The following is a 17877-nucleotide window of genomic DNA, read 5'->3' as shown; positions in this document are numbered from 1 at the left end:
AACCCTGCGCCAATGTTAGCTTGAGCGGCTACTCAGTGGCCAAAGTTCGGGCTAGTCGGCGCACTCGGCCGGCAGCCGATCGCGCAGCTCGCGGCCGGCCAGCGGCAGCCGTTCCATCAGGTAGCAGAGACAGTCCTGCCGCACGACGCGCTCGTCGAGGGTGAGCATCGCCGGCGTCGCCGGGCGGCGGAGCCGGATCGTTCCGTCACGAAAGTCGAAGAATCGGCCGGTGACGTCCGCCCCGGCCTCGTCGCGCACATCGAGTGGTGTAGCGATGCGCGTGTGTCCGAAGACCGTCCCCGGACCGAGCGGCCGGAAGTTCCGGTGGTCGAGCCGCGGGTCGAAGTCGACGTCGGCGCGTCGGTCGCCGAAAGCGAAGGACACCGCGGCAGGGACGCGCACCGTGGCCACCGTGTGGTACAGATCGAGGTCCTGCTCGTGCACGTCGTGTACCGGAAACTGCGCAATATGCAGGCAGGCTTCGATGAAGCGCGCCGCGTGCTCCTCGTTGGCCGGTCTGCCGGGCTTGCCGCATTCGACGGTCAGCGCTGGACAGACTTCCGAGAAAGCCGTCGTCTGCGTGCCGCGGAGCCCGCGAAACCAGACGACCGTCCGCGAGAAGAGCAACGCGAGGTGCAGTGCGACCTGGTCGAGGTGACTGATGACGCAGTACTGTGGATTGAGTCCGGTGTTGTTGTGCACGTCGACGCTCACGAACACCCGACGCTCCTCCATGATCCGCAGCACCTCGCCCATCACGCGACGTTCGGGAGACTCCGCATGCGCTTCGCCGCCCGGCCAGACGCGGTTGTAGTCGGGCTGCCCGTCGAGGCGCCGCAGGCCCTCGCGGGCCGCGGCAACGTTGCCGACGAGGATCGACAGCGCACGCGGCAGCGTCCGCCCGGCGTGCTCGCGCAGCACCCTCTGAATCGCCACGACGCCGGTGTCCTCGTTGCCGTGGAGCAGAACCGAAGCGAACAGCGGCGCCGGGCGTCGCCCGGGCAGATGGATCAGCGTCGGGCCGGGAAGGATGCGGTGGAGTTCGCCGGCGGACGATTCGAGAAAACCTTCGGGAAGCGATTCGAGGACGGTGAGCATGGCAGTGGAGCTTCAGGTCGGCCACTCGTGCACGGGCAGCAGGCGACGCTGGAGGTCGAGGTAGTCGGCGGTCAGCCAGACGAGATCCTGGTGCTTCGCGTAGTGCGCGAGCTGCCAGGCGGCGCCGTTCTGCCAGGCACTCAGTCGGCCGCCGATGACCTCGAGGTAGCGCGTGATGTCTCCGGCAGACAGGTCGAGTTCATCGAGGCCGGTGCGCGCGAGCGGCAGCAGCTTGCGCTCGAGCAAGCGCCCGGCCGGGTGGGTGCGCCCGTCGAGCCAGTCGAGCTGGGCGTCGAGTCCGTGCCGCGCAGCCCGATAGAAGTTCTCGCGCGCCACGGCAAACGGCAGCTGCGACTCGGGAGCGACGCGCTGCCTCGAGAGGATGAACACGGCGCCGCAGTACAGCGCCGCGTTGGCAATCATGTCGACGATGCTCGGGCCGGCGGGCATGACCCGTTGCTCGACGCGCAGATGCGGGCGATGGTCTTCGTCGAAGCCGATCAGCAGCCGGTTCCAGCGCCAGATCGTGCCGTTGTGCAGGCGCAGATGCGCGTAGCTCTGGACCGCTTCGTCGAGCTGGGCAGGGAGCAGGACCGTGTGGTTGGCGAGGTTCTCGGCGAACAGCGCGGTCGGGTCGGCGCCGAGGTAGCCCATCCCGAAAGTGACCCGCTGGCATCTCGGGTCGCGCGGATCGCAGCCGTCGACGGCCTGTTCGAAGAGCGGCACGCGCGTCTCGTGCCACAGCGCGCGCCCGAACAGGAAAGGCGAGTTGGCGGCCAGGGCGACGAGCGGCCCGGCAAGGATCAGCGAGGCGTTGTAGGCTCGCGAAATCTCGCTCGCCGGAGCCTGCAGATGGACCTGGAACGACGTAGTCGCCGCCTCGAGCATCACGTCGGCATGGGTCGCCGAGAGCCGGTCGATGCCGACGATGTCGACCGGCAAGGGCCGTCCCTCGCGCAGGCGGAGGATCTGCTCGTTGAGCATCGCGTACCGCCGCCACGGCGACATGCTGGCCAGCGAAAGGTCCCCCTGGCGCAGCGTCGGCAGCGTCCCGATGGCGATCAGCGCCATCTCATCGAGATCGGCGACGCCGAGGCCGCGCTGCCAGGTCGTCGTCAGCTCGCTCTCGAGCAGCGACAGCGCCGCGCCGCATAGCGGCTGCGGCGTGCCGTTGATCTCGACGTTGAAGCGCGACAACTCGGGGACGACCAGCGGCGAGGCCATCCGCTCGAGGAACGAGACGTTGTGCGGCGCCGGACGCAGCGCCCGATCGATCAGCCAGGCTTCGAGTTCGAATCCGGCGACCCGACCGCCCTCGGCGAATTCGCCACGGCCGAAGGCGGCACGTGCGTGCTCGGTCTCGACGACCAACTGCCGGCGGAAGCGCCCGAAGTCGTCTGCGCTGAAGCCCTCGTTGCCGATTTCGCTGCCCACCGCTGCCCCCTCACCCGGCCACCGGATCGCTGAGCCGCCGCGCGCACCGGGACATCGTCCGGCTACTCGGCGTAGACCTCGCTGCAACGCCTCTGCGACGGCACGTAGTGCGTCAGCAGGCGTTCGCCCGGCGACCAGTCGTGAACGAGATAGCCTCCGGGCTCGAGCGTGAAGGCCAGCGGGCCCTCCTGCAGCGCGATCTGATGCGCCGGTGAGGGCGCGGTCAGTGCCGGCCGCGTGGCGAAGGTCGTGCACACGAAGCGGTGGACGTGTCCGCAGAGCAGTGCCTCGACGCCGTCGTGGTGCGCCAGCCAGCGCGCCAGACGCGCCTCACCGCGGCAGCGGATCGCGTCCATCCCCGGGATGCCGACGGCGAACGGCGGATGGTGCAGGACGAGCAGCACCGGGTGCTCCCTGGGGCAGGCGAGATCGAGCCAGTCGATCTGCACATCGCCGATGTCGCCCCATTCCTCGCCGGGAACGACGGTGTCGACGAGCAGCAGACAGCCCCTTCCGAGCAAGATGCGCTGACAGCAGAGCGGCGGTGCCTCCCAGGCTTGCCCGGGAAACATCGAGCGCAAGGCGGCCCGATCGTCGTGATTGCCCGGCAGCAGCGCCACCGGGAATGGCAGCCCGTCCAGCCGTTCGCCGAGCAGCCGATACTCTGCTCGCCGCCCGGCGCTGACCAGATCGCCGCTGATCAGCAGCAGGTCGGGGGGCGGCGACGCGAGCAATCGCTGCATCGCCAGATCGAGCGCCCCGAGCGTGTCGACGATCCCGTAAAGGGGACTTTCGCTCAGATGCAGATCCGAAAGCTGAACGATGCGCATGCCGACAGCCTAGCACGAAAGTCGTCCGTCGACTCACGAATCTCCGCTGACCCGGCGGGTCCTCACTGGCCGGTGAAGCTCGGCGCCACTGCCACGGCGCAGCGGCTCAGCGACGGAAGGCGCGGTGCACGTAGAAGCTGACCACCGGAGCGACGATGCGCACCTGGCCCGAGCGATCGACGACGCTGAGCTGCAACTGGTGCTCGACCGAATCGACCGCCGCCAACTGCCACTCGTCGGTGCTGATGTCAAACTCCGAACTCGTCCGCGTGGTCGGCAGCAGCGTGCCGTCGAGGCGCACGGCGATCGCGTCGCCCTGCCCGGACTGCAAGGCCGGGTCGAGGCGCCAGCGCACGGTGAACTGCCCGGTGTTCGTATGCACGGTCCCGCCGTCCGCCGGCTCGACGACGACAAATTCGCGGTAGGCGGTCGCCGCGGGCGACGGCTGTGGTAGCGCCGGTGGGGCAGCGACGGGGTCCATGATGTTCAGCGGCGGAAGATCGACCTCGCGCGCGCCGGGAGTCGGCTGGTCCGAGAAAACCGGGCCGGCGCGGTCCTTCGACTCATAGACCGGCTGCGCGCGCGCCGCCGCGGCCAGAGTCGCGACAGCCACTGCCAGCAGGATTCTCATGCGCATCGTCGTCTCCGTCGCAGAAGCGAGCGGGTCCATGCGAACCCGTCGCGAGTTCAGTCCTTGCCTTCGTCGAACGGGATCCGCGCGCTCTCCTCAAACCGGGCCTTGCGCTTGCGCGCAAAGACCCAGGCGACGATGGCGAGGAAAGCGACGATCAGCAGGAAATGATAGACGGTCAGCTCCATGGCCAGGATCCGCGCTCCGCCTCTTCAGCCCTCGCCGGCGGCCGGTTGCTGGGTGGCACTGAGCACCGCCTGCAGTTTCTGCTCGTCTTCGTGAGTCAGCGAGGTCTTGATCACCTTGCCGCCGGTGCCCTGCAGTTCCTCGAGGACCTTGTCGGGAGTCGCCTTGCGCACGAGCACGAAGAGCACCGAAGTGTTCTCGGCGAAGGTCGCCGCGAGGCCCTTCATGAAGTCGTCGTTGATCCCGATGTCGCTCAGCGCCCCGCTCACCGCGCCGGCGCCGGCGCCAACCGCCAGGCCGAGCAGCGGATTCAGGAAGATCAGCCCGATCAGCGTGCCCCAGAAGCCCCCGCTCAGCGCGCCGGTCGCGGTCAGGTTGTACGTCTGGTGCAGCTTGATCTTGCCTTTCGCGTCCTTGACCGCGACGACGGCGTCTTCGAGGTCGATCAGATATTCCTGCTGCAGCTTGCGCAGCTTCGTCCGCACTTCTTCGGCCTTGAATTGATCATCATAGGCGACCACGATCAGATTGCTCATCGACTAATTCTCCATGAATCCCGTTGGAAACACCGTGTCCGAGAAGGCTCGGCCGGCACACCGGGCGAAAGATCATCCGCCGCAAGGCTGCATTATAAGGCATGCGGTCTGCCCGCCGGCGCGGCGCCAGGCCGCAGCGCCCCGCTCATCCCGACCGGACTGCCGGTCCTTCGCCTGGACGAGTCCGGGCACGCTTCAGCGAGTCGTAGATCGGGAGCACACCCAGCGCGGTCGGGACGACCATGGCGCTGCAGCACGCGACGAGCATCGGCAGGAGCAGCACCGATCCGCCGCCGGTAATCTCCGCGATCAGGATGATCCCGGTCAGCGGAGCGCGCACCGACGCGGCGAACAACGCCGCCATCCCGGTGATCGTGAACACCAGCGGAGTGCTGACCATCCCGGGCACGACGACTCCGGCGACCGTGCTGAAGAAGACACCGATCTGAGCGCCGAGAACCAGCATCGGCGCGAACAGCCCCCCCGGGGTCAGCGCTGCGTACGATACGGCACCGACGACGAAGCGCACGGCGAACCAGCCGAGGAGCGCCGAGACGGCTATCGCGTCGCCGACGAGCAGATCCTGGACCAGCGGATCACCGCCGCCGACGGCCGTCGGCGCCAGCCACGCCAGTGCTCCGATGGCCGATCCGATCGCCGCCGCGCGAAACTCCACGGGTAGCCAGGCGAGGCGGTCGGCGAGCGCCATCAGCCCGACGATCGCCCGGCAGTACGCGGCCCCGGCCAGCCCGGCGAGACCACCGAGCAGCAGGTAGAGCGGCAGCGCGGCGTGCGATAACGACATCAGCTGGCCCTCGACGTCGAAATCGGGACGGTCGCCCAGGCACACGCGGACGACCAGGATCGCCCCGCCCGACGCGCCCAGGGCGGCAATCGACGTGCGCTTGTCGAAGCGGCCGAGCAGTTCCTCGAGGACGAACGCGGCGCCGGCAATGGGCGCGTTGAACGCGGCAGCGAGGCCCGCACCGGCACCGGCGGCGACCAGCGCCCGACGGTCGCCGTCGCCCAGACCGACGCCATTTCCGAAGAGCTGCGCGGCGCACGCTCCCATCTGCACCGTCGGTCCCTCACGACCGAGCGCGAGGCCACCGGCGATGGCCAGAACGCCACCGGTGAACTTGACGAGCATCAGCCGTGCCGGGTGTTCGATTCTCCCGCCGTGGCGAGCGATCACCTCGACGGACGGGATGCCACTTCCCGCCGCTTCCGGCGCGAAGCGGCGGACGAGCCAGGCAGCCAGCGCGGCGGCCGTCGCCACCGCGGCGACGACCAGCACCAGGCCGGCCACCCCTTCGCCCTGCGCCCAGCCGACGAACACGCCCCGCCAGCGATCGCCCTCGTTCAGGAACAGGCGGAAGAGAACGGCGAGGAATCCGCAGGCACTCCCGGCAGCCAGCGAGATGAGAGCGAGAGCCAGCGCGCCGACTTGTCGCTCGCCTGTGCGACCGTGCTTCCCCCCGCCGCCGTCTTCCCGCCGCTTGCCGTCGTCTGACCGATCGGCAGCACCGGCGAACGATGGGCCCTCAGCCGGGGGCCGCACCGCGTTCTCAGCCGACGCGGTGGTTACCGTGGTGGCCCTTGTGGTTGCTCTCTTCGTGGTGCTCCTCGCCGTGATGTCCGGCCTGTTCCTTGTCGCCGTGCCGCCGGTGATGCCCGTGCTCCGCTTCGCTGCGCTCCTCGAGTGCGAGTTTCTCGGCGATGTCCGGCTCGTCGGCCTCGAGGTCGGCGATCAGCCCCTCGTCCGAGAGATCGAGCGGCCGCGAGTTCTCCCAGTCGCGGTCGGCGACCTGCCGCAGGCGTCCGACGACCGCTTCGTCGTGGACCTCGATGGCCAGTTCGCGACGGTCGTCGAAGCTGCCCGGAGCGAGGTTGATCGAGCCGATGATCGCGCGCTGGCCGTCGGCGAGCATCATCTTCGCGTGCAGCTTGAGGCCCCTGAGCTTGTGCACCTTCGCGCCGAGGTCCTCGAGGATGCGCAGCCCCTCGACGCCTTCGACGAGTTTGCCCGCCTTGAGGAAGTGCATCGGTCGCGCGAGGACGTGCACCCGGACACCGCGCCGGGTCGCGCGCACCAGGCGCTCGATGATCACTTCGTCCTGGTAGCGCTCGTTCTGCAGGAACAGGCTCTCGTTCGCCGAGTCGATGAACCGGGCAACGCGGTTGCGCCCGTTGATGTTGCACCAGATCAGATGCGAGTCCTCACCGGGGTCGAACTTCTCCCGCGTCCAGTCGGCGTCGAAGCAGGTGACGATCTCGTCGACTTCGTGGCGGTGCGAGGTGACCACCGCGTAATCCCGCGTCTCGGTCAGGTTCTTCGTCTCCCAGTTCAGCGAATGGACGAACGCGGTTTCGCCGTCGATGACCAGCGACTTCTCGTGGGTCACGGCGAAGGCCGGATTGCTGTCCTCAACCGAAACCCCGGCGTCCTCGAGCGCCTGGCGGCTGCCCTGGTTCTCGACCTCGCCGCTGCGCCGCGCCGGGTTGAGCATCACTCGCACGTCGACGCCGCGCTGCCGCGCGCCGATCACCGCGGCGAGCAGATCAGGGTCCGAGAACAGGAACATCTTGATGCGCAGCGACTCGCGCGCCGCGGCGATCGCTTCGATGATCGGCCGGCCGGTATCGTCGGGCAGGACTATGAGCGAACGGTGCATGGACGGGGACTCCGGAAATCAGGGGAGGTTGAGAAATCGCTGGGCACACGCCGGGAAGCCGACCGCGCGCGGACGGTACGACACACCCGGTGCCTCGGAGGCAGGCGGGCGGGCAGCACACCCCCGAGCGACCGTGCAATGAGTCCAGTCACCGGCTTTCAGGCGCCGGCCGGCGACGCGGACTGCACCTGGGTTCGGTAGAGATCGGCATAGACGCCGCCAAGCGCGACGAGTTCGTCGTGGCTGCCCTGCTCGGCGACGACACCGCCCTTGACGACGATGATCCGGTTGGCGTCGCGGATCGTCGACAGCCGGTGTGCGATGGTGATCACCGTCCGCCCCTTCATCAGCTTCTGCAGCGCGTCCATGACCAGCTTCTCGGACTCGGTGTCGAGCGCCGCGGTCGGTTCGTCGAGGATCAGGATCGGCGCGTTGCGGACGATCGCCCGAGCGATGCCGATCCGCTGGCGCTGGCCACCGGAGAGCGTCGATCCACGCTCGCCGACCATCGTGTCGTAGCCGTGCGCCATCCGCGCGATGAACTCGTCGGCGTTGGCCAGCCGCGCCGCCTCGACGATCTCCTCGTCGGTCGCTCCCGGGCGACCGTAGGCGATGTTCTCGCGGATCGTGCCATGGAACAGCGCGGTGTCCTGGAGGACGAAGCCGATCTGCCGGCGCAGCGCCTGCAGGTCGTAGTCGCGGGCGTCGACCCCGTCGAGGCGCACGACCCCGGAGGTCGGATCGTAGAAACGCGGGATCATGCTGACCACCGTCGACTTGCCGCTGCCGGTCGGACCGACGACACCGATCGTCTCGCCGGGTGCGATCCGGAAGTTGACGTCGCTGAGCACCTGCGTCTCGGCGCCATAGCTGAAGGCGACGTGCTCATAGACGATCTCGCCGCGCAGCGTGCCCGGGTCGCGCGCGTCGGGTTTCTCGGGCAGGATGTCGTCGGTGTCGAGAATCATCTGGATGCGCTCGATCGACACCGCCGTCTGGGCGATCGTGCTGCTCATCTTGGCCAGATCCTGCACCGGCTTGAAGAACTTGCTGAGGTAGGTCAAGAAGACGGTCAGCGCGCCGACGGTCATCACGTCGTTAAGGACCAGGCCCGTGCCGCGCCAGAGCACGTACGCCGTGCACCCGGCAACGGTCAGCGACACCGCCGGCGAAAGCAGCGACTTGACCTTGCGCGCGGCGAGCGCGGCATCGACGGTCTCGTGGCTGACCTTGGCGAGCTGGTCCTCCTCGAGTTCCTGGCGCCCGAAGGCCTTGACGATGCGGATCGACTCGAGCCCCTGCTGGACGACCGCGACGATGTCGCTCTGAAAGCGCCGCACCTCGTGCGTCGCGCTCTTCACCGCGCGATTGAAGCGCGCGACGAACATCAGCAGGAACGGCGTCACGCCGACGGCGATCAGCGCAAAATCCCAGTCGAGCCAGAACATGATCCCGAGCATGCCGACGATGGTCAGCAGATCGACGAGGATGCCGAGCGTCCCGGACGACGCGAAGCCCTGGATCGTCTTGACGTCGGCGGTCAGCGTCGACAGGATCGAGCCCGTCTGATGCGTGTCGTAGTAGCCGAGCGAGAGGCGCTGCAGGTGGTCGTAGACGCGCATGCGCAGGTCGTGGGCGACCCACTGACTGACGCTCTCGGTAAAGTAGTTGTCGATGTACGTGGCCACCGCGCCGAGCACGGCGATGATCACCACCGCCGCGGCGGCGACCGCGGCGAGTTCCATCTTGTTACCGTGGAGGTCGACGAAACGCAGCGCGTCGAGCCACGCCGGAGGCCGGTGACTGCCGACGACGTTGTCGAGGATGATCTTCAGCGGCCACGGGCCGGCGAGCGACATCGCCGTCTCGACGAGCATCGCCGCGAGGATCACGATCACCCAGCCGCGGTACGGGACGAGCAACTGGCTGACGAGGCGCAGCTTGCTCGAGGACGGTGCGCCGCCGGACGCACTCGTATTGGCCATGGCATCTCCTTTCCCGCGGGCAGACTGACGACCCGCGGACTCTATCGCCGTGCCGGGCGATGGTCAAGCGAGCACCCGGCACAGACACTCGCCGCCTCGCCTGCGGCGCCATCCGGCCAGCGAGAGCGAGCGCACCACCGGCTCGGCGCGCCTCGGGCAGCCTGCTTGCCGGCCCATTCGCGCGCCGCTCGCCGGCCGATGCTTCTATAATCGTCGCCGAATGCGCGGCCGCAGGCTGCGCCGGACTTCACGGAGAACGGAACCATGGATTGCCGCAAGGAACTCGTCGTCAAACCCGGCCGCAAGCTCGATCTGTCGGGCATCGATCCGTCGTACACCGGCGAGCACGCCTCGGCGGAAGCCGCACAGGGCGAAATCCAGAGGAACGTCAGCCGGATGGACGCCTTGCAGGCGCTGCTCTATGCCGACGGCCGGCAGTCGCTGCTCGTCGTCCTGCAGGCGCTCGACGCCGCGGGCAAGGACGGCGTGATCCGTCACCTGTTTACCGGCATGAACCCGCAGGGCACATCGGTGTTCGGTTTCAAGCAGCCGAGCGCCGAAGAGGCGGCGCACGACTTCCTCTGGCGAGCGCACCAGAGGGCTCCGGCGCGAGGGCAGGTCGTCGTCTTCAACCGCTCGCACTACGAGGACGTGCTCGTCGTCCGTGTGCACGGGCTCGTGCCCGAGTCGGTCTGGAGCAAGCGCTACGAGCTGATCTGCGACTTCGAGAAGATGCTCACCGACAACGGCACGCGGATCCTCAAGTTCTTCCTGCACATCAGCCCCGAGGAGCAGCTCGCGCGTTTCCGGCAGCGCCTCGAAGACCCGGCGCGCAACTGGAAGATCAGTGAGTCGGACTACAGCGAACGGGAACTCTGGCCCGCGTACGTCGAGGCCTACGAAGAGGCGCTGAGCCGGACGAGCACCAGGGAAGCCCCGTGGTACGTCGTGCCGGCCAACCACAAGTGGTTCCGCAACCTGGCGATCTCGCAGATCATCGCCGACACGATGGACGCGATGGGACTCAAGCTGCCCCCCGCACGAGTCGATCTCGCGGAGATCGAGCGCAAGTACCACGCGGCGGCGGCCGAACTCAGGAAGGCTCGCGAGCGCAATGGCAAGAACGGCCGCAACCATAACGGCTGATCGCCGGCGCGCGCGCCGCTTCGCCCGCGTCGCCGCACGCCGCTGAGCCAGCGCGAGCGAGCGGTGATCGGGTAGCGGCGGAATGACGTTTTTTCGTCGTTCGACTGCTTGACGCGCGTCGGGTTCCCCTTGCCGCGCCTCGCGCTGCCGGCACTGCTCGGCCTGCTGATCGCCTGCTCCGTCCAGGCTCAGATCCCGTTGGTCCAGGCGAAGCCCGAAGCGGCGCGCAGCGCGCCGGCTGCGGAGGCCGATCCCCGCGCCCAGAGCGAGGCGCGCCTCGACGAGGCACGCCGCCAGCAGGACGCCGAGCAGGCCGAAAGCGCTTCGCCGCGCGCCGGCCAGGCACAGCCGATCAGCGAGCGCCGGCGGCTGATCGATCGGCTGGTCATCGCCTACAGCGAGCAGCTCAAGCTGCACGACGAACTCGCCGCGCTGAAGAAGGCTGACACCCGGCAGGCGCAGGAGAAGCTCTGGGCAGCCGAGTTCTCGGGTCCACCGCCGTACTCGGTGCTGCGCATCGATTCGCTGCGCGACGACATCGACGCCGGGCGAGACCGCCTGCGCAGCCAGGAATCGGCCGAACGCGGCCTCGAAAGCATGCGCGCCGCGCGCGTCGAAGGCCAGCGGCGAGCGGCCGAGTCGGTTCGTCTGGCCGAAGACAGGCTCGCCCGCGCGCGCGGGCCCGAAGCGATCGATCGCGAGCGAGCCTCCCGTGACATCGCGCTGCTCCAGCGCCAGTTCGCCGAAGCCGAAGTCACCAATCTTGGCCTCGCGCTCGACATCACCCGCCAGCGGATCGCCAACCTGCAGGTACTCAACAGCGAGCGCGAGCACTTGCTCGCCCGCGTCCTGCCCGAGCAGCGGCTGAGCAAGGAAGAACTCGAACAGGAACAGACTCTGCTCGGCAAGGAACTGGCCCGGGTCAACGGCGAAACGGACACAATCGTCAGCGCCAACAGCCGGCGGACAGCCGAGCGCCAACGCCTGGCGGAGCTCGTCGAACGCAAGCCGGGCGACGTCGGCGAGGTCCGCCGACTGCAGCTGCTCGACGCCCGGCTGGAAACCGAACGCGTCCAGCTGCTCACGCTGAGCTGGCTGCAGACTCTGCTGCAACTGAGCATCGACGCCTGGGGACAGCGTTACGCCGGCTTCCACGCGCCCGACGCGACGACGCGGCAGGCGGTCGTCGACTGGCTGCGCAAGACGCGGGACGACCTCTCCGGCCGGATGAAGTTCGTCGACGAAATGAAGTACGCGGCGTCGGTCAGCTCCCGCGAACAGGAGCTACGCCTCGCCGGAAGCCAGGTCGACCGCACTGCGGCCACCCAGGACAAGGCCTTGCTCGCCGCGCTCAGCGAACGCGTCGTCGCCTACGAAAGGGTCGGCCGGGTGTCCCTGCGCCTGCAGCGACAGATCGAGCGCTGGCTCGAGGACTTCGGCTACCGAGGCACGAGCGCCGCGTCGCCGGACTGGAAGCTCGCCGAGCTGCAACTGATCGAGGTGCTCAAGCGAATCTGGGACTTCGAAATGTTCGCCGTCGAGGAATCGACGGTGATCGACGGCAAGACGGTGACCGTCGGCTACGGAGTGACGATCGGCAAGAGCGTCGGCGCGCTGTTTCTCTTCCTCCTCGGCTACGCGCTGTTCTCGCTGCTCTCGCGGCGCCTGCAGCGCCTGATGGTCAGCCGGTTCGGAGTCGACCAGCAGGTGGCCAGCGTAATGCGCCGCTGGGCGATGATCGCGCTGGCCGTGATTCTGGTCATCTTCATCCTCAACCTCGCGCGCATTCCGCTGACCGCCTTCGCTTTCCTCGGCGGTGCGCTGGCGATCGGCGTCGGCTTCGGCACGCAGACGATCATCAAGAACGTGATCAGCGGAGTCATCATCCTTTTCGAGCGCAAGATTCGCGTCGGCGACATCATCGCCGTCGGCGGGACGACCGGCCACGTCGTCGCCGTCGACCTGCGCGCGTCGACGGTCCGCGGCTTCGACGGTGTCGAGGCGCTGGTCCCGAACTCGAGCTTCCTCGAAAACCAGGTGGTCAACTGGACCTACACGAACCCGCGCATCCGGCGCGAGATCCGCGTCGGCATCGGCTACGGATCGCCGGTTCGCCAGGCCGCCGAGATCGTCGTCGGCTGCGCCCGCGACCACGGACAGGTGCTCAGGGAACCGCCGCCGGAAGTCTTCTTCGAGGATTTCGGCGACAGCGCGCTGCTCCTCGTCCTCGTCTTCTGGGTCGAACTCGGTGCCAACCTCGTCGCCCGTCGCGTCGACAGCGACCTGCGCTACGCGATCGAGAAACGGCTCCGCGCGGCCGGGATCCAGATCCCCTTCCCGCAGCGCGACGTACACCTCGACCTGCCGCTGGCCGTGCACATCGCCCGCGAACGCGGCAGCATGGCCGCGGCGCACGGCGGCGAGTCGTCGCCGGCCGGCTGAGGCGGGCTGAGGCGACGGGCGGCGCGGTGCAGATGATCGGTGGAGCGCACGCCGGCAGCACCCCAGGCTCACGCCGCCCCGCGCACCCAGCGGACGATGCTCGCCGCATCGAGCGCACCCGACTGGCGTGCGACCTCGCGCCCGTGACGGAGCAGAACGAGCGTCGGGATCGAGCGGATCGCGAAGCGCGTGGCCAGCGCCGGATGCTCCTCCGTATTCACCCGGGCCTGCCGGTACGCCGGCTCGAGGTGGCCGGCCGCGGCGTCGAAAGCCGGCGCCATCGCCCGGCAGGGCGCACACCACGGCGCCCAGAAATCCAGGACCAGCGGCAGGTCCGGGCGCGTCGCGTGGCTGGCGAGACTCGCCTCGTCGAGCTCGACGGGCCTGGCGGCGAAGAGCGCCGACCGACAGTGCCCGCAGCGCCCGCGATCGGCGAGGCGCTCGGCGGGCACGCGGTTGGGACGGTGACAATTCGGACAGACGACGAGCAGCGGAGAAGTCCTCATTCGCCAGCGGGATCCTCGATCGACACTTCCGCGAGTGGGGCCGGCGCCGCGGCATTCAAGGCCCGCGGCGATCCCGCACGGCGTTCACTCACCGATGCGCAGCCCGGTCTTCTTGAGGATCGCCGTCGAGAAGAGCACGTCGTGTGCGGCGCAGTCGTCGCCGAGCAGCCCGGCGATCCGCGCGACCTTGTCCAGCACCTCGGCGCGGGACGCCCCGTGGACCATCGCGAAGAGGTTGTAGCGCCACTCGGGCAGCCGGCGCGGCCGGTGATAACAGTGGGTCACGAAGTCGAGCGCGCCGACGCGCTCACCGAGCCGGTCGACGCGCTCGTCGGCGACGTCCCAGACGCTCATCCCGTTGGCCGTGTAACCGATCGCGTAGTGGTTCGGCACGACGCCGATCCGGCGGATCACCCCCTCCTCGAGCAGCCGAGCGAGCCGGCGCATCACCTCCTCGGGAGCGATGCCGAGTTCGTCGGCCACCTGATGGTAAGGCCGCTCGACGAGCGGCAGCCCGGCCTGCGTCGCGCGAACCAGACGGCGATCGGTCTCGTCGATCGGCGCGTTCACGAGCGCACCGGGAGCTTCATTTCGATGAAATACTCGCGCAGCTTCGGAAACGCGAAAACTTCGAGGGCGGTCGCCCGTTCGATGCGCGCGATCAGCGGGGCAATCGCCTCGCCGGACTCGGTGGCCAGCACGAACCACATGTTGAAATCGCTGCCCAGGCCGCCTTCCCGGCGGTAGTTGTGGGCCACTTCCGGAAAACCGTTGACCACCGCGAGCACACGGTCCCAGTCGGCTTCGGGAACGCGCAGCGCAGCGAGAACGAAGGCCCCGCCGATCCGCTCGACCTGGAACATCGGCCCGAATCGCGTCAGCACCCGCGTCTCGAGCAGTCGCCGGACGCGCGCGATCAGTTCGCCCTCGCCGATCGCCAGGCGCTCGGCGACGACCGCCCACGGCCGTTCGCAGATCGGGAAACCGCCCTGCAGACCGTCGATGATCGTCCGGTCGACGGGGTCGATCGGCGCCGGCTCACGCATAATGCGCGCCGCTCTGCTTGAAGCGGGTCAACGAGAAAAGCACATCGTGCGCGTAACGCATCAGGTCGAGGCGCGCGCGCAGTTCGGCGATTCGTGCCTCGACTTCGGCGCGCACCTGCCCATGGATCATGCAGAACAGGTTATAGCGCCACTCGGGCTCGACGCGCGGCCGCTGGTAGCAGAGGTTGATCCCCGCTTCGCGGGCGAGCCGCTCCCCTACTTCGCCGACCTCACCGTCGGGCACGTCATGAACGAGCATCGCGTTGGCCATATAGCCGAGTTCGTGGTGGCGGACGACGACTCCGAAGCGCTTGATGATCCCCTCGCGGCACCAGCGCGCGATCGTCTCGATGACCTCATCCTCGGCACAGCCGATCCGGCTGGCGAGCACGGCGAAGGGCCGGATGAACAGCGGCAGCCCTTCCTGGAGGACCATCACCAGGCGCCGCTCGCGCTCCTCGAGCGGAGTCGGCGCGCTGAACGACTCTCGACGGACACCGCGCCGCGCCGGATCGTCGGCGCCGTCGAGCCGGAAGCCGAGATCGATGTGGTATTCCTCGATCAGCGGCAGCCGCAGCACCGGCCAGCCGGCCGCCGCTTCGATCGCCGCCAGAGCGGCCTGCAGGCGCGCCTCTGAACCGGCGGTGACGACGAACCAGAGGTTGTAGCGGTGCTCGCGCTCGTAGTTGTGATTGACCTCGGGGAAACGGTTGACCACCCCGGCGACCGTAGCCAGCTCGGCAGCCGGAACGGCCATCGCGGCGAGCGTGCTCGCGCCGATCCGTTTCGGCGCGAAGACCGCCCCGACGCGGGCGACCTTGCCCGCCCGGCGCAGCGCTTCGAGCGCGCGCAGCACGGCGGCCTCGGCCACGCCGAGCCGAGCCGCGAGATCGGCAAAAGGCGCCGGGCAGAGCGGGAAGTCGCGCTGAAAATCGTTGAGCAGCCGGAAGTCGAGTCTCTCGTCCATGTTTCCCCCCTTTCACCGAATGGCCGGCCCGGGCCCCTCACCGGCAGACCACCCTCTCAGAACCCCGTGCGTTGTGCCCGACTGGTGAAGAAGATGCCGCTCGGCGCGCGTGCGGGCAGCTCGCCGACCTTGTCGAAGGTCCGCGTATCGTAGATCAGCACCCGATCGTCGTCACGCGCCGACAGCCAGACGTTCTCGCCGCGCGGCGTGAACTCCATGTGCAGAATCGCCTTGCCCGGCGCCAGCGTGCGGATCACCTGGCCGCTCAGCGTATCGATCACCTCGACCCAGCCGTTGTCGGGGAACGCGTAGTTGACCCACACCTGGCGGCCGTCGGGACGAGCCATGACGAACACCGGCTGTCCCCTGACGCCGATCCGGCCGACCTCCTGCCAGGTGTCCGTGGACACGACGAGCACCTCGTGGCGGCCGATCGCCGGCAGGTACGCCTTGCCCTGGGCGACCGCCCAGCCACGCAGGTGCGGCATCTTGAACACCGGCAGCTTCTCCTCGCCCCGGCCGTAACGGTCGAGGATCCGCCTCGTTCCCTTGTCGGGCTGCCAGGTGTCGAGCAGCACGACGCCGTCCTCCCCGAACAGCCCGGCCAGATAGTAACGGCCGTCGGGAGTCACCAGCCCGTCGTACGGCTGCTGCCCGGCAGCGAAGCGCTCGGTCTTCGGGCGGCGCGGGTCCGAGAAGTCGCTGACCCAGATCTCGCCGCCCTCGAACAGCGCGTAGGCGAAGCGCTGGCCGGGCAGATCGGCGAGCCCGACGACCTTCGAGAACGAGCCCGGTGCGTACTCCGCGGGAACCTCGGCGAGCAGTTCGAGCGTCGTCGCGTCGAAGGCCTTGATCCCGCCCGGCGTGTAGTTCTGCGCGACGACGATCCGCCCGTCCTGCGAGATCGCGCCACCGATCGCGTTGCCCGACTGCAGCACACGGCGCACCGCGCGCTGCTCGAGCAGATCGACCTGAGTCAACCCGCCGTCACGGCCGAAGACGTACGCGTAACGACCGTCGCGCGAGTAGACGACCGACGCGTGCGACAGGTCGCCGAGCCCGCCGACCCGCCCGTAGACCTCGCGGCGCGTCGTATCGACGAGGCTCAACTCGCCGCTCGCACGCTCGACGACGACCCCGAGGTCGCCGGTTCCGCGCAGCGGTGGCGCCGCGCATCCGGCCAGGATGAACAACGACACGCCGAGCAGGCCACGGATCAGGCTGCAGACTCGCTTCGCCATTCGTCGATTCTCCCGCTACCTGCTCTTCGCCGGCGCGGCCCGGCACAGGCTGCCCGGAACGACGAGGCTCGCCTGATACGCCGAGAGCGCGACGAGCTGCTCGTCGCTGTAGGCGACGATCACGCGGACCATCTCCGGATTCGCATTGCGCCGGTGCCCGTCGCGAATCTCGGTCATCTGGCGCAGCAGGTAACGGTAGTGCTGGCCGGCGATCCGCGGATGGAAGCGCTCGGCGTCGCCCTCGCCCTTCGCGCCGTGACAGTCGCGACACGCCTTCTCATAGAGTTGCCGGCCGGCGCTGACCTGCCGGGCCGCGTCCGGACCCGCGTAGCGGCCATGCTCGGGCGTCACGCACAGGCCCTCGATGTACGCTGCGACGTCGGCGAGTTCCTGTGGCTCGGTCAGCGTCGCGGCGAACGGGTACATCAGCGGATTGTCGCGCACCCCGGCGCGAATGTCGGCCATCTGCTTGATCAGCACGCTGCGGTGCTGGCCGGCGAGTTGCGGGATGCTCCCGTCGGGACGCCCGGCGCCCGAAGGCAAGTGACACGCCACGCACACCTCGTAGACCTCCTCACCGCGCTTGCGGTCGCCCTTCAGCTTGAGTGCCGCGCTCTGCTCGCCCTCGCGAACGTTCCACCGGTAGTCGCCGCTCTCGATCCCCGGCGCGCGCGGCGCGGCGGTCACCGCGTTGATCGCCCAGCCGGCGAGCAGCGCCGCGACGATCGCTCGAATCATCATCCTTCCCCCGGGAAAAGGCCTCGAAGTCGTCAATCTAGCAGCCGTCGGGCGGACCGGCGTTGATCGCGATCAATCCCGGAGCGACGTTCCCGGGAATTCCGTCTGCCAAGAGTGCCGTAGCTGGCGCCACCCTGCAGGAACGGCGAGTCGAAGGAGCGCAACCGGCATGGGCGCTGGGACTCGGAGCTTCGCCGCCAGTTCGGTCACCCGCTCTCAGCCCTCGATCCAGCGCGCACTCTCCTTGGTCCCGGGCAGTGGCCAGCAGCGTCCTTCGGTTCACGCGCCCACATCCACGCCTCAAGGCTCACGATACCACTGCTCGAGGCTGGCCAGCAGGCGTGCTGCCGGCAGGCGGCTGGGGATCAAGTCCGTAAACTGCTGTAAATCGGGTGGCTTGGCAGCCACCGCTTCGG

The 17877-nt window shown here is 68.7% G+C and carries 17 protein-coding genes; 2 read left to right on the top strand and 15 right to left on the bottom strand.

What is annotated here, in order from left to right:
• Positions 1-51: 51 nt before the first annotated feature.
• The 9 genes from NFW05_RS11855 to NFW05_RS11815 form a co-directional block, all read right to left on the bottom strand.
• Complete coding sequence (locus NFW05_RS11855) at positions 52-1098, bottom strand: M14 family metallopeptidase (RefSeq protein WP_295306898.1); 1047 nt, start codon at positions 1096-1098, stop codon at positions 52-54.
• A gap of 12 nt (positions 1099-1110) precedes the next feature.
• Positions 1111-2532, bottom strand: a complete 1422-nt coding sequence (locus NFW05_RS11850; RefSeq protein ID WP_295306895.1) for a glutamate-cysteine ligase family protein — start codon at positions 2530-2532, stop codon at positions 1111-1113.
• Between the two features lie 62 nt (positions 2533-2594).
• Positions 2595-3362, bottom strand: coding sequence for a phosphodiesterase (locus tag NFW05_RS11845; protein ID WP_295306892.1), 768 nt, complete (start codon positions 3360-3362; stop codon positions 2595-2597).
• A 106-nt stretch (positions 3363-3468) separates the two neighbouring features.
• A complete protein-coding gene (locus tag NFW05_RS11840) occupies positions 3469-3999 on the bottom strand; it encodes a hypothetical protein (RefSeq protein WP_295306889.1) in 531 nt (176 codons plus the stop codon).
• A gap of 50 nt (positions 4000-4049) precedes the next feature.
• On the bottom strand, positions 4050-4181 hold the full coding sequence (locus tag NFW05_RS11835; RefSeq protein WP_295306886.1) for a CcoQ/FixQ family Cbb3-type cytochrome c oxidase assembly chaperone: 132 nt from the start codon (positions 4179-4181) through the stop codon (positions 4050-4052).
• A 24-nt stretch (positions 4182-4205) separates the two neighbouring features.
• Entirely contained in the window at positions 4206-4715 is a 510-nt protein-coding gene (locus NFW05_RS11830; RefSeq protein WP_295306883.1) for a DUF1269 domain-containing protein, read from the bottom strand.
• Between the two features lie 145 nt (positions 4716-4860).
• Positions 4861-6276, bottom strand: coding sequence for a chloride channel protein (locus NFW05_RS11825; RefSeq protein WP_295306881.1), 1416 nt, complete (start codon positions 6274-6276; stop codon positions 4861-4863).
• Between the two features lie 7 nt (positions 6277-6283).
• A complete protein-coding gene (locus NFW05_RS11820; protein ID WP_295306878.1) occupies positions 6284-7390 on the bottom strand; it encodes a phospholipase D-like domain-containing protein in 1107 nt (368 codons plus the stop codon).
• Between the two features lie 158 nt (positions 7391-7548).
• Positions 7549-9375 (bottom strand): ABC transporter ATP-binding protein, encoded by a 1827-nt coding sequence (locus NFW05_RS11815; RefSeq protein WP_295306875.1) that lies wholly within the window; start codon positions 9373-9375, stop codon positions 7549-7551.
• Positions 9376-9639: 264 nt separating this feature from the next.
• Between NFW05_RS11815 and NFW05_RS11810 the strand changes: the two genes are divergently transcribed.
• Entirely contained in the window at positions 9640-10521 is an 882-nt protein-coding gene (locus tag NFW05_RS11810) for a polyphosphate kinase 2 family protein (protein WP_295306872.1), read from the top strand.
• 108 nt (positions 10522-10629) lie between these two features.
• Positions 10630-12963, top strand: coding sequence for a mechanosensitive ion channel domain-containing protein (locus tag NFW05_RS11805; RefSeq protein ID WP_295306868.1), 2334 nt, complete (start codon positions 10630-10632; stop codon positions 12961-12963).
• Positions 12964-13031: 68 nt separating this feature from the next.
• Here NFW05_RS11805 and trxC read toward each other — a convergent pair whose 3' ends face one another.
• The 6 genes from trxC to NFW05_RS11775 all read right to left on the bottom strand — a co-directional run bounded on the left by trxC (position 13032) and on the right by NFW05_RS11775 (position 17464).
• On the bottom strand, positions 13032-13469 hold the full coding sequence (gene trxC / locus NFW05_RS11800) for a thioredoxin TrxC (RefSeq protein ID WP_295306865.1): 438 nt from the start codon (positions 13467-13469) through the stop codon (positions 13032-13034).
• A gap of 84 nt (positions 13470-13553) precedes the next feature.
• Positions 13554-14039, bottom strand: coding sequence for an AsnC family transcriptional regulator (locus NFW05_RS11795; RefSeq protein ID WP_295306862.1), 486 nt, complete (start codon positions 14037-14039; stop codon positions 13554-13556).
• Positions 14036-14515, bottom strand: coding sequence for an Lrp/AsnC family transcriptional regulator (locus tag NFW05_RS11790; RefSeq protein ID WP_295306859.1), 480 nt, complete (start codon positions 14513-14515; stop codon positions 14036-14038). Before NFW05_RS11790 ends, NFW05_RS11795 begins: the two co-directional genes overlap by 4 nt.
• Positions 14508-15482 (bottom strand): AsnC family transcriptional regulator, encoded by a 975-nt coding sequence (locus tag NFW05_RS11785; protein WP_295306857.1) that lies wholly within the window; start codon positions 15480-15482, stop codon positions 14508-14510. The genes NFW05_RS11790 and NFW05_RS11785 overlap by 8 nt, the downstream gene beginning before the upstream one ends.
• A 56-nt stretch (positions 15483-15538) precedes the next feature.
• Positions 15539-16723 (bottom strand): cytochrome D1 domain-containing protein, encoded by a 1185-nt coding sequence (locus NFW05_RS11780; protein ID WP_295306854.1) that lies wholly within the window; start codon positions 16721-16723, stop codon positions 15539-15541.
• 15 nt (positions 16724-16738) lie between these two features.
• Positions 16739-17464: a c-type cytochrome gene (locus NFW05_RS11775; protein WP_295306852.1), complete on the bottom strand. Its 726-nt coding sequence runs from the start codon at positions 17462-17464 to the stop codon at positions 16739-16741.
• Between the last annotated feature and the right edge of the window lie 413 nt (positions 17465-17877).

The organism is Accumulibacter sp., from assembly GCF_023806625.1.
Classification (GTDB): domain Bacteria; phylum Pseudomonadota; class Gammaproteobacteria; order Burkholderiales; family Rhodocyclaceae; genus Accumulibacter.
Note: the sequence above shows the minus strand (reverse complement) of the source record. Positions and strands in the feature narration are given on the sequence as shown.

Bases quoted from the DNA above. Each gene is read 5' to 3' on its own strand.
- trxC (WP_295306865.1), bottom strand. From the start codon at position 13,469: ATGAGGACTTCTCCGCTGCTCGTCGTCTGTCCGAATTGTCACCGTCCC.
- NFW05_RS11810 (WP_295306872.1), top strand. From the start codon at position 9,640: ATGGATTGCCGCAAGGAACTCGTCGTCAAACCCGGCCGCAAGCTCGAT.
- NFW05_RS11790 (WP_295306859.1), bottom strand. From the start codon at position 14,515: ATGCGTGAGCCGGCGCCGATCGACCCCGTCGACCGGACGATCATCGAC.
- NFW05_RS11845 (WP_295306892.1), bottom strand. From the start codon at position 3,362: ATGCGCATCGTTCAGCTTTCGGATCTGCATCTGAGCGAAAGTCCCCTT.
- NFW05_RS11785 (WP_295306857.1), bottom strand. From the start codon at position 15,482: ATGGACGAGAGACTCGACTTCCGGCTGCTCAACGATTTTCAGCGCGAC.
- NFW05_RS11840 (WP_295306889.1), bottom strand. From the start codon at position 3,999: ATGCGCATGAGAATCCTGCTGGCAGTGGCTGTCGCGACTCTGGCCGCG.
- NFW05_RS11775 (WP_295306852.1), bottom strand. From the start codon at position 17,464: ATGATGATTCGAGCGATCGTCGCGGCGCTGCTCGCCGGCTGGGCGATC.
- NFW05_RS11835 (WP_295306886.1), bottom strand. From the start codon at position 4,181: ATGGAGCTGACCGTCTATCATTTCCTGCTGATCGTCGCTTTCCTCGCC.
- NFW05_RS11815 (WP_295306875.1), bottom strand. From the start codon at position 9,375: ATGGCCAATACGAGTGCGTCCGGCGGCGCACCGTCCTCGAGCAAGCTG.
- NFW05_RS11780 (WP_295306854.1), bottom strand. From the start codon at position 16,723: ATGGCGAAGCGAGTCTGCAGCCTGATCCGTGGCCTGCTCGGCGTGTCG.
- NFW05_RS11820 (WP_295306878.1), bottom strand. From the start codon at position 7,390: ATGCACCGTTCGCTCATAGTCCTGCCCGACGATACCGGCCGGCCGATC.
- NFW05_RS11830 (WP_295306883.1), bottom strand. From the start codon at position 4,715: ATGAGCAATCTGATCGTGGTCGCCTATGATGATCAATTCAAGGCCGAA.
- NFW05_RS11855 (WP_295306898.1), bottom strand. From the start codon at position 1,098: ATGCTCACCGTCCTCGAATCGCTTCCCGAAGGTTTTCTCGAATCGTCC.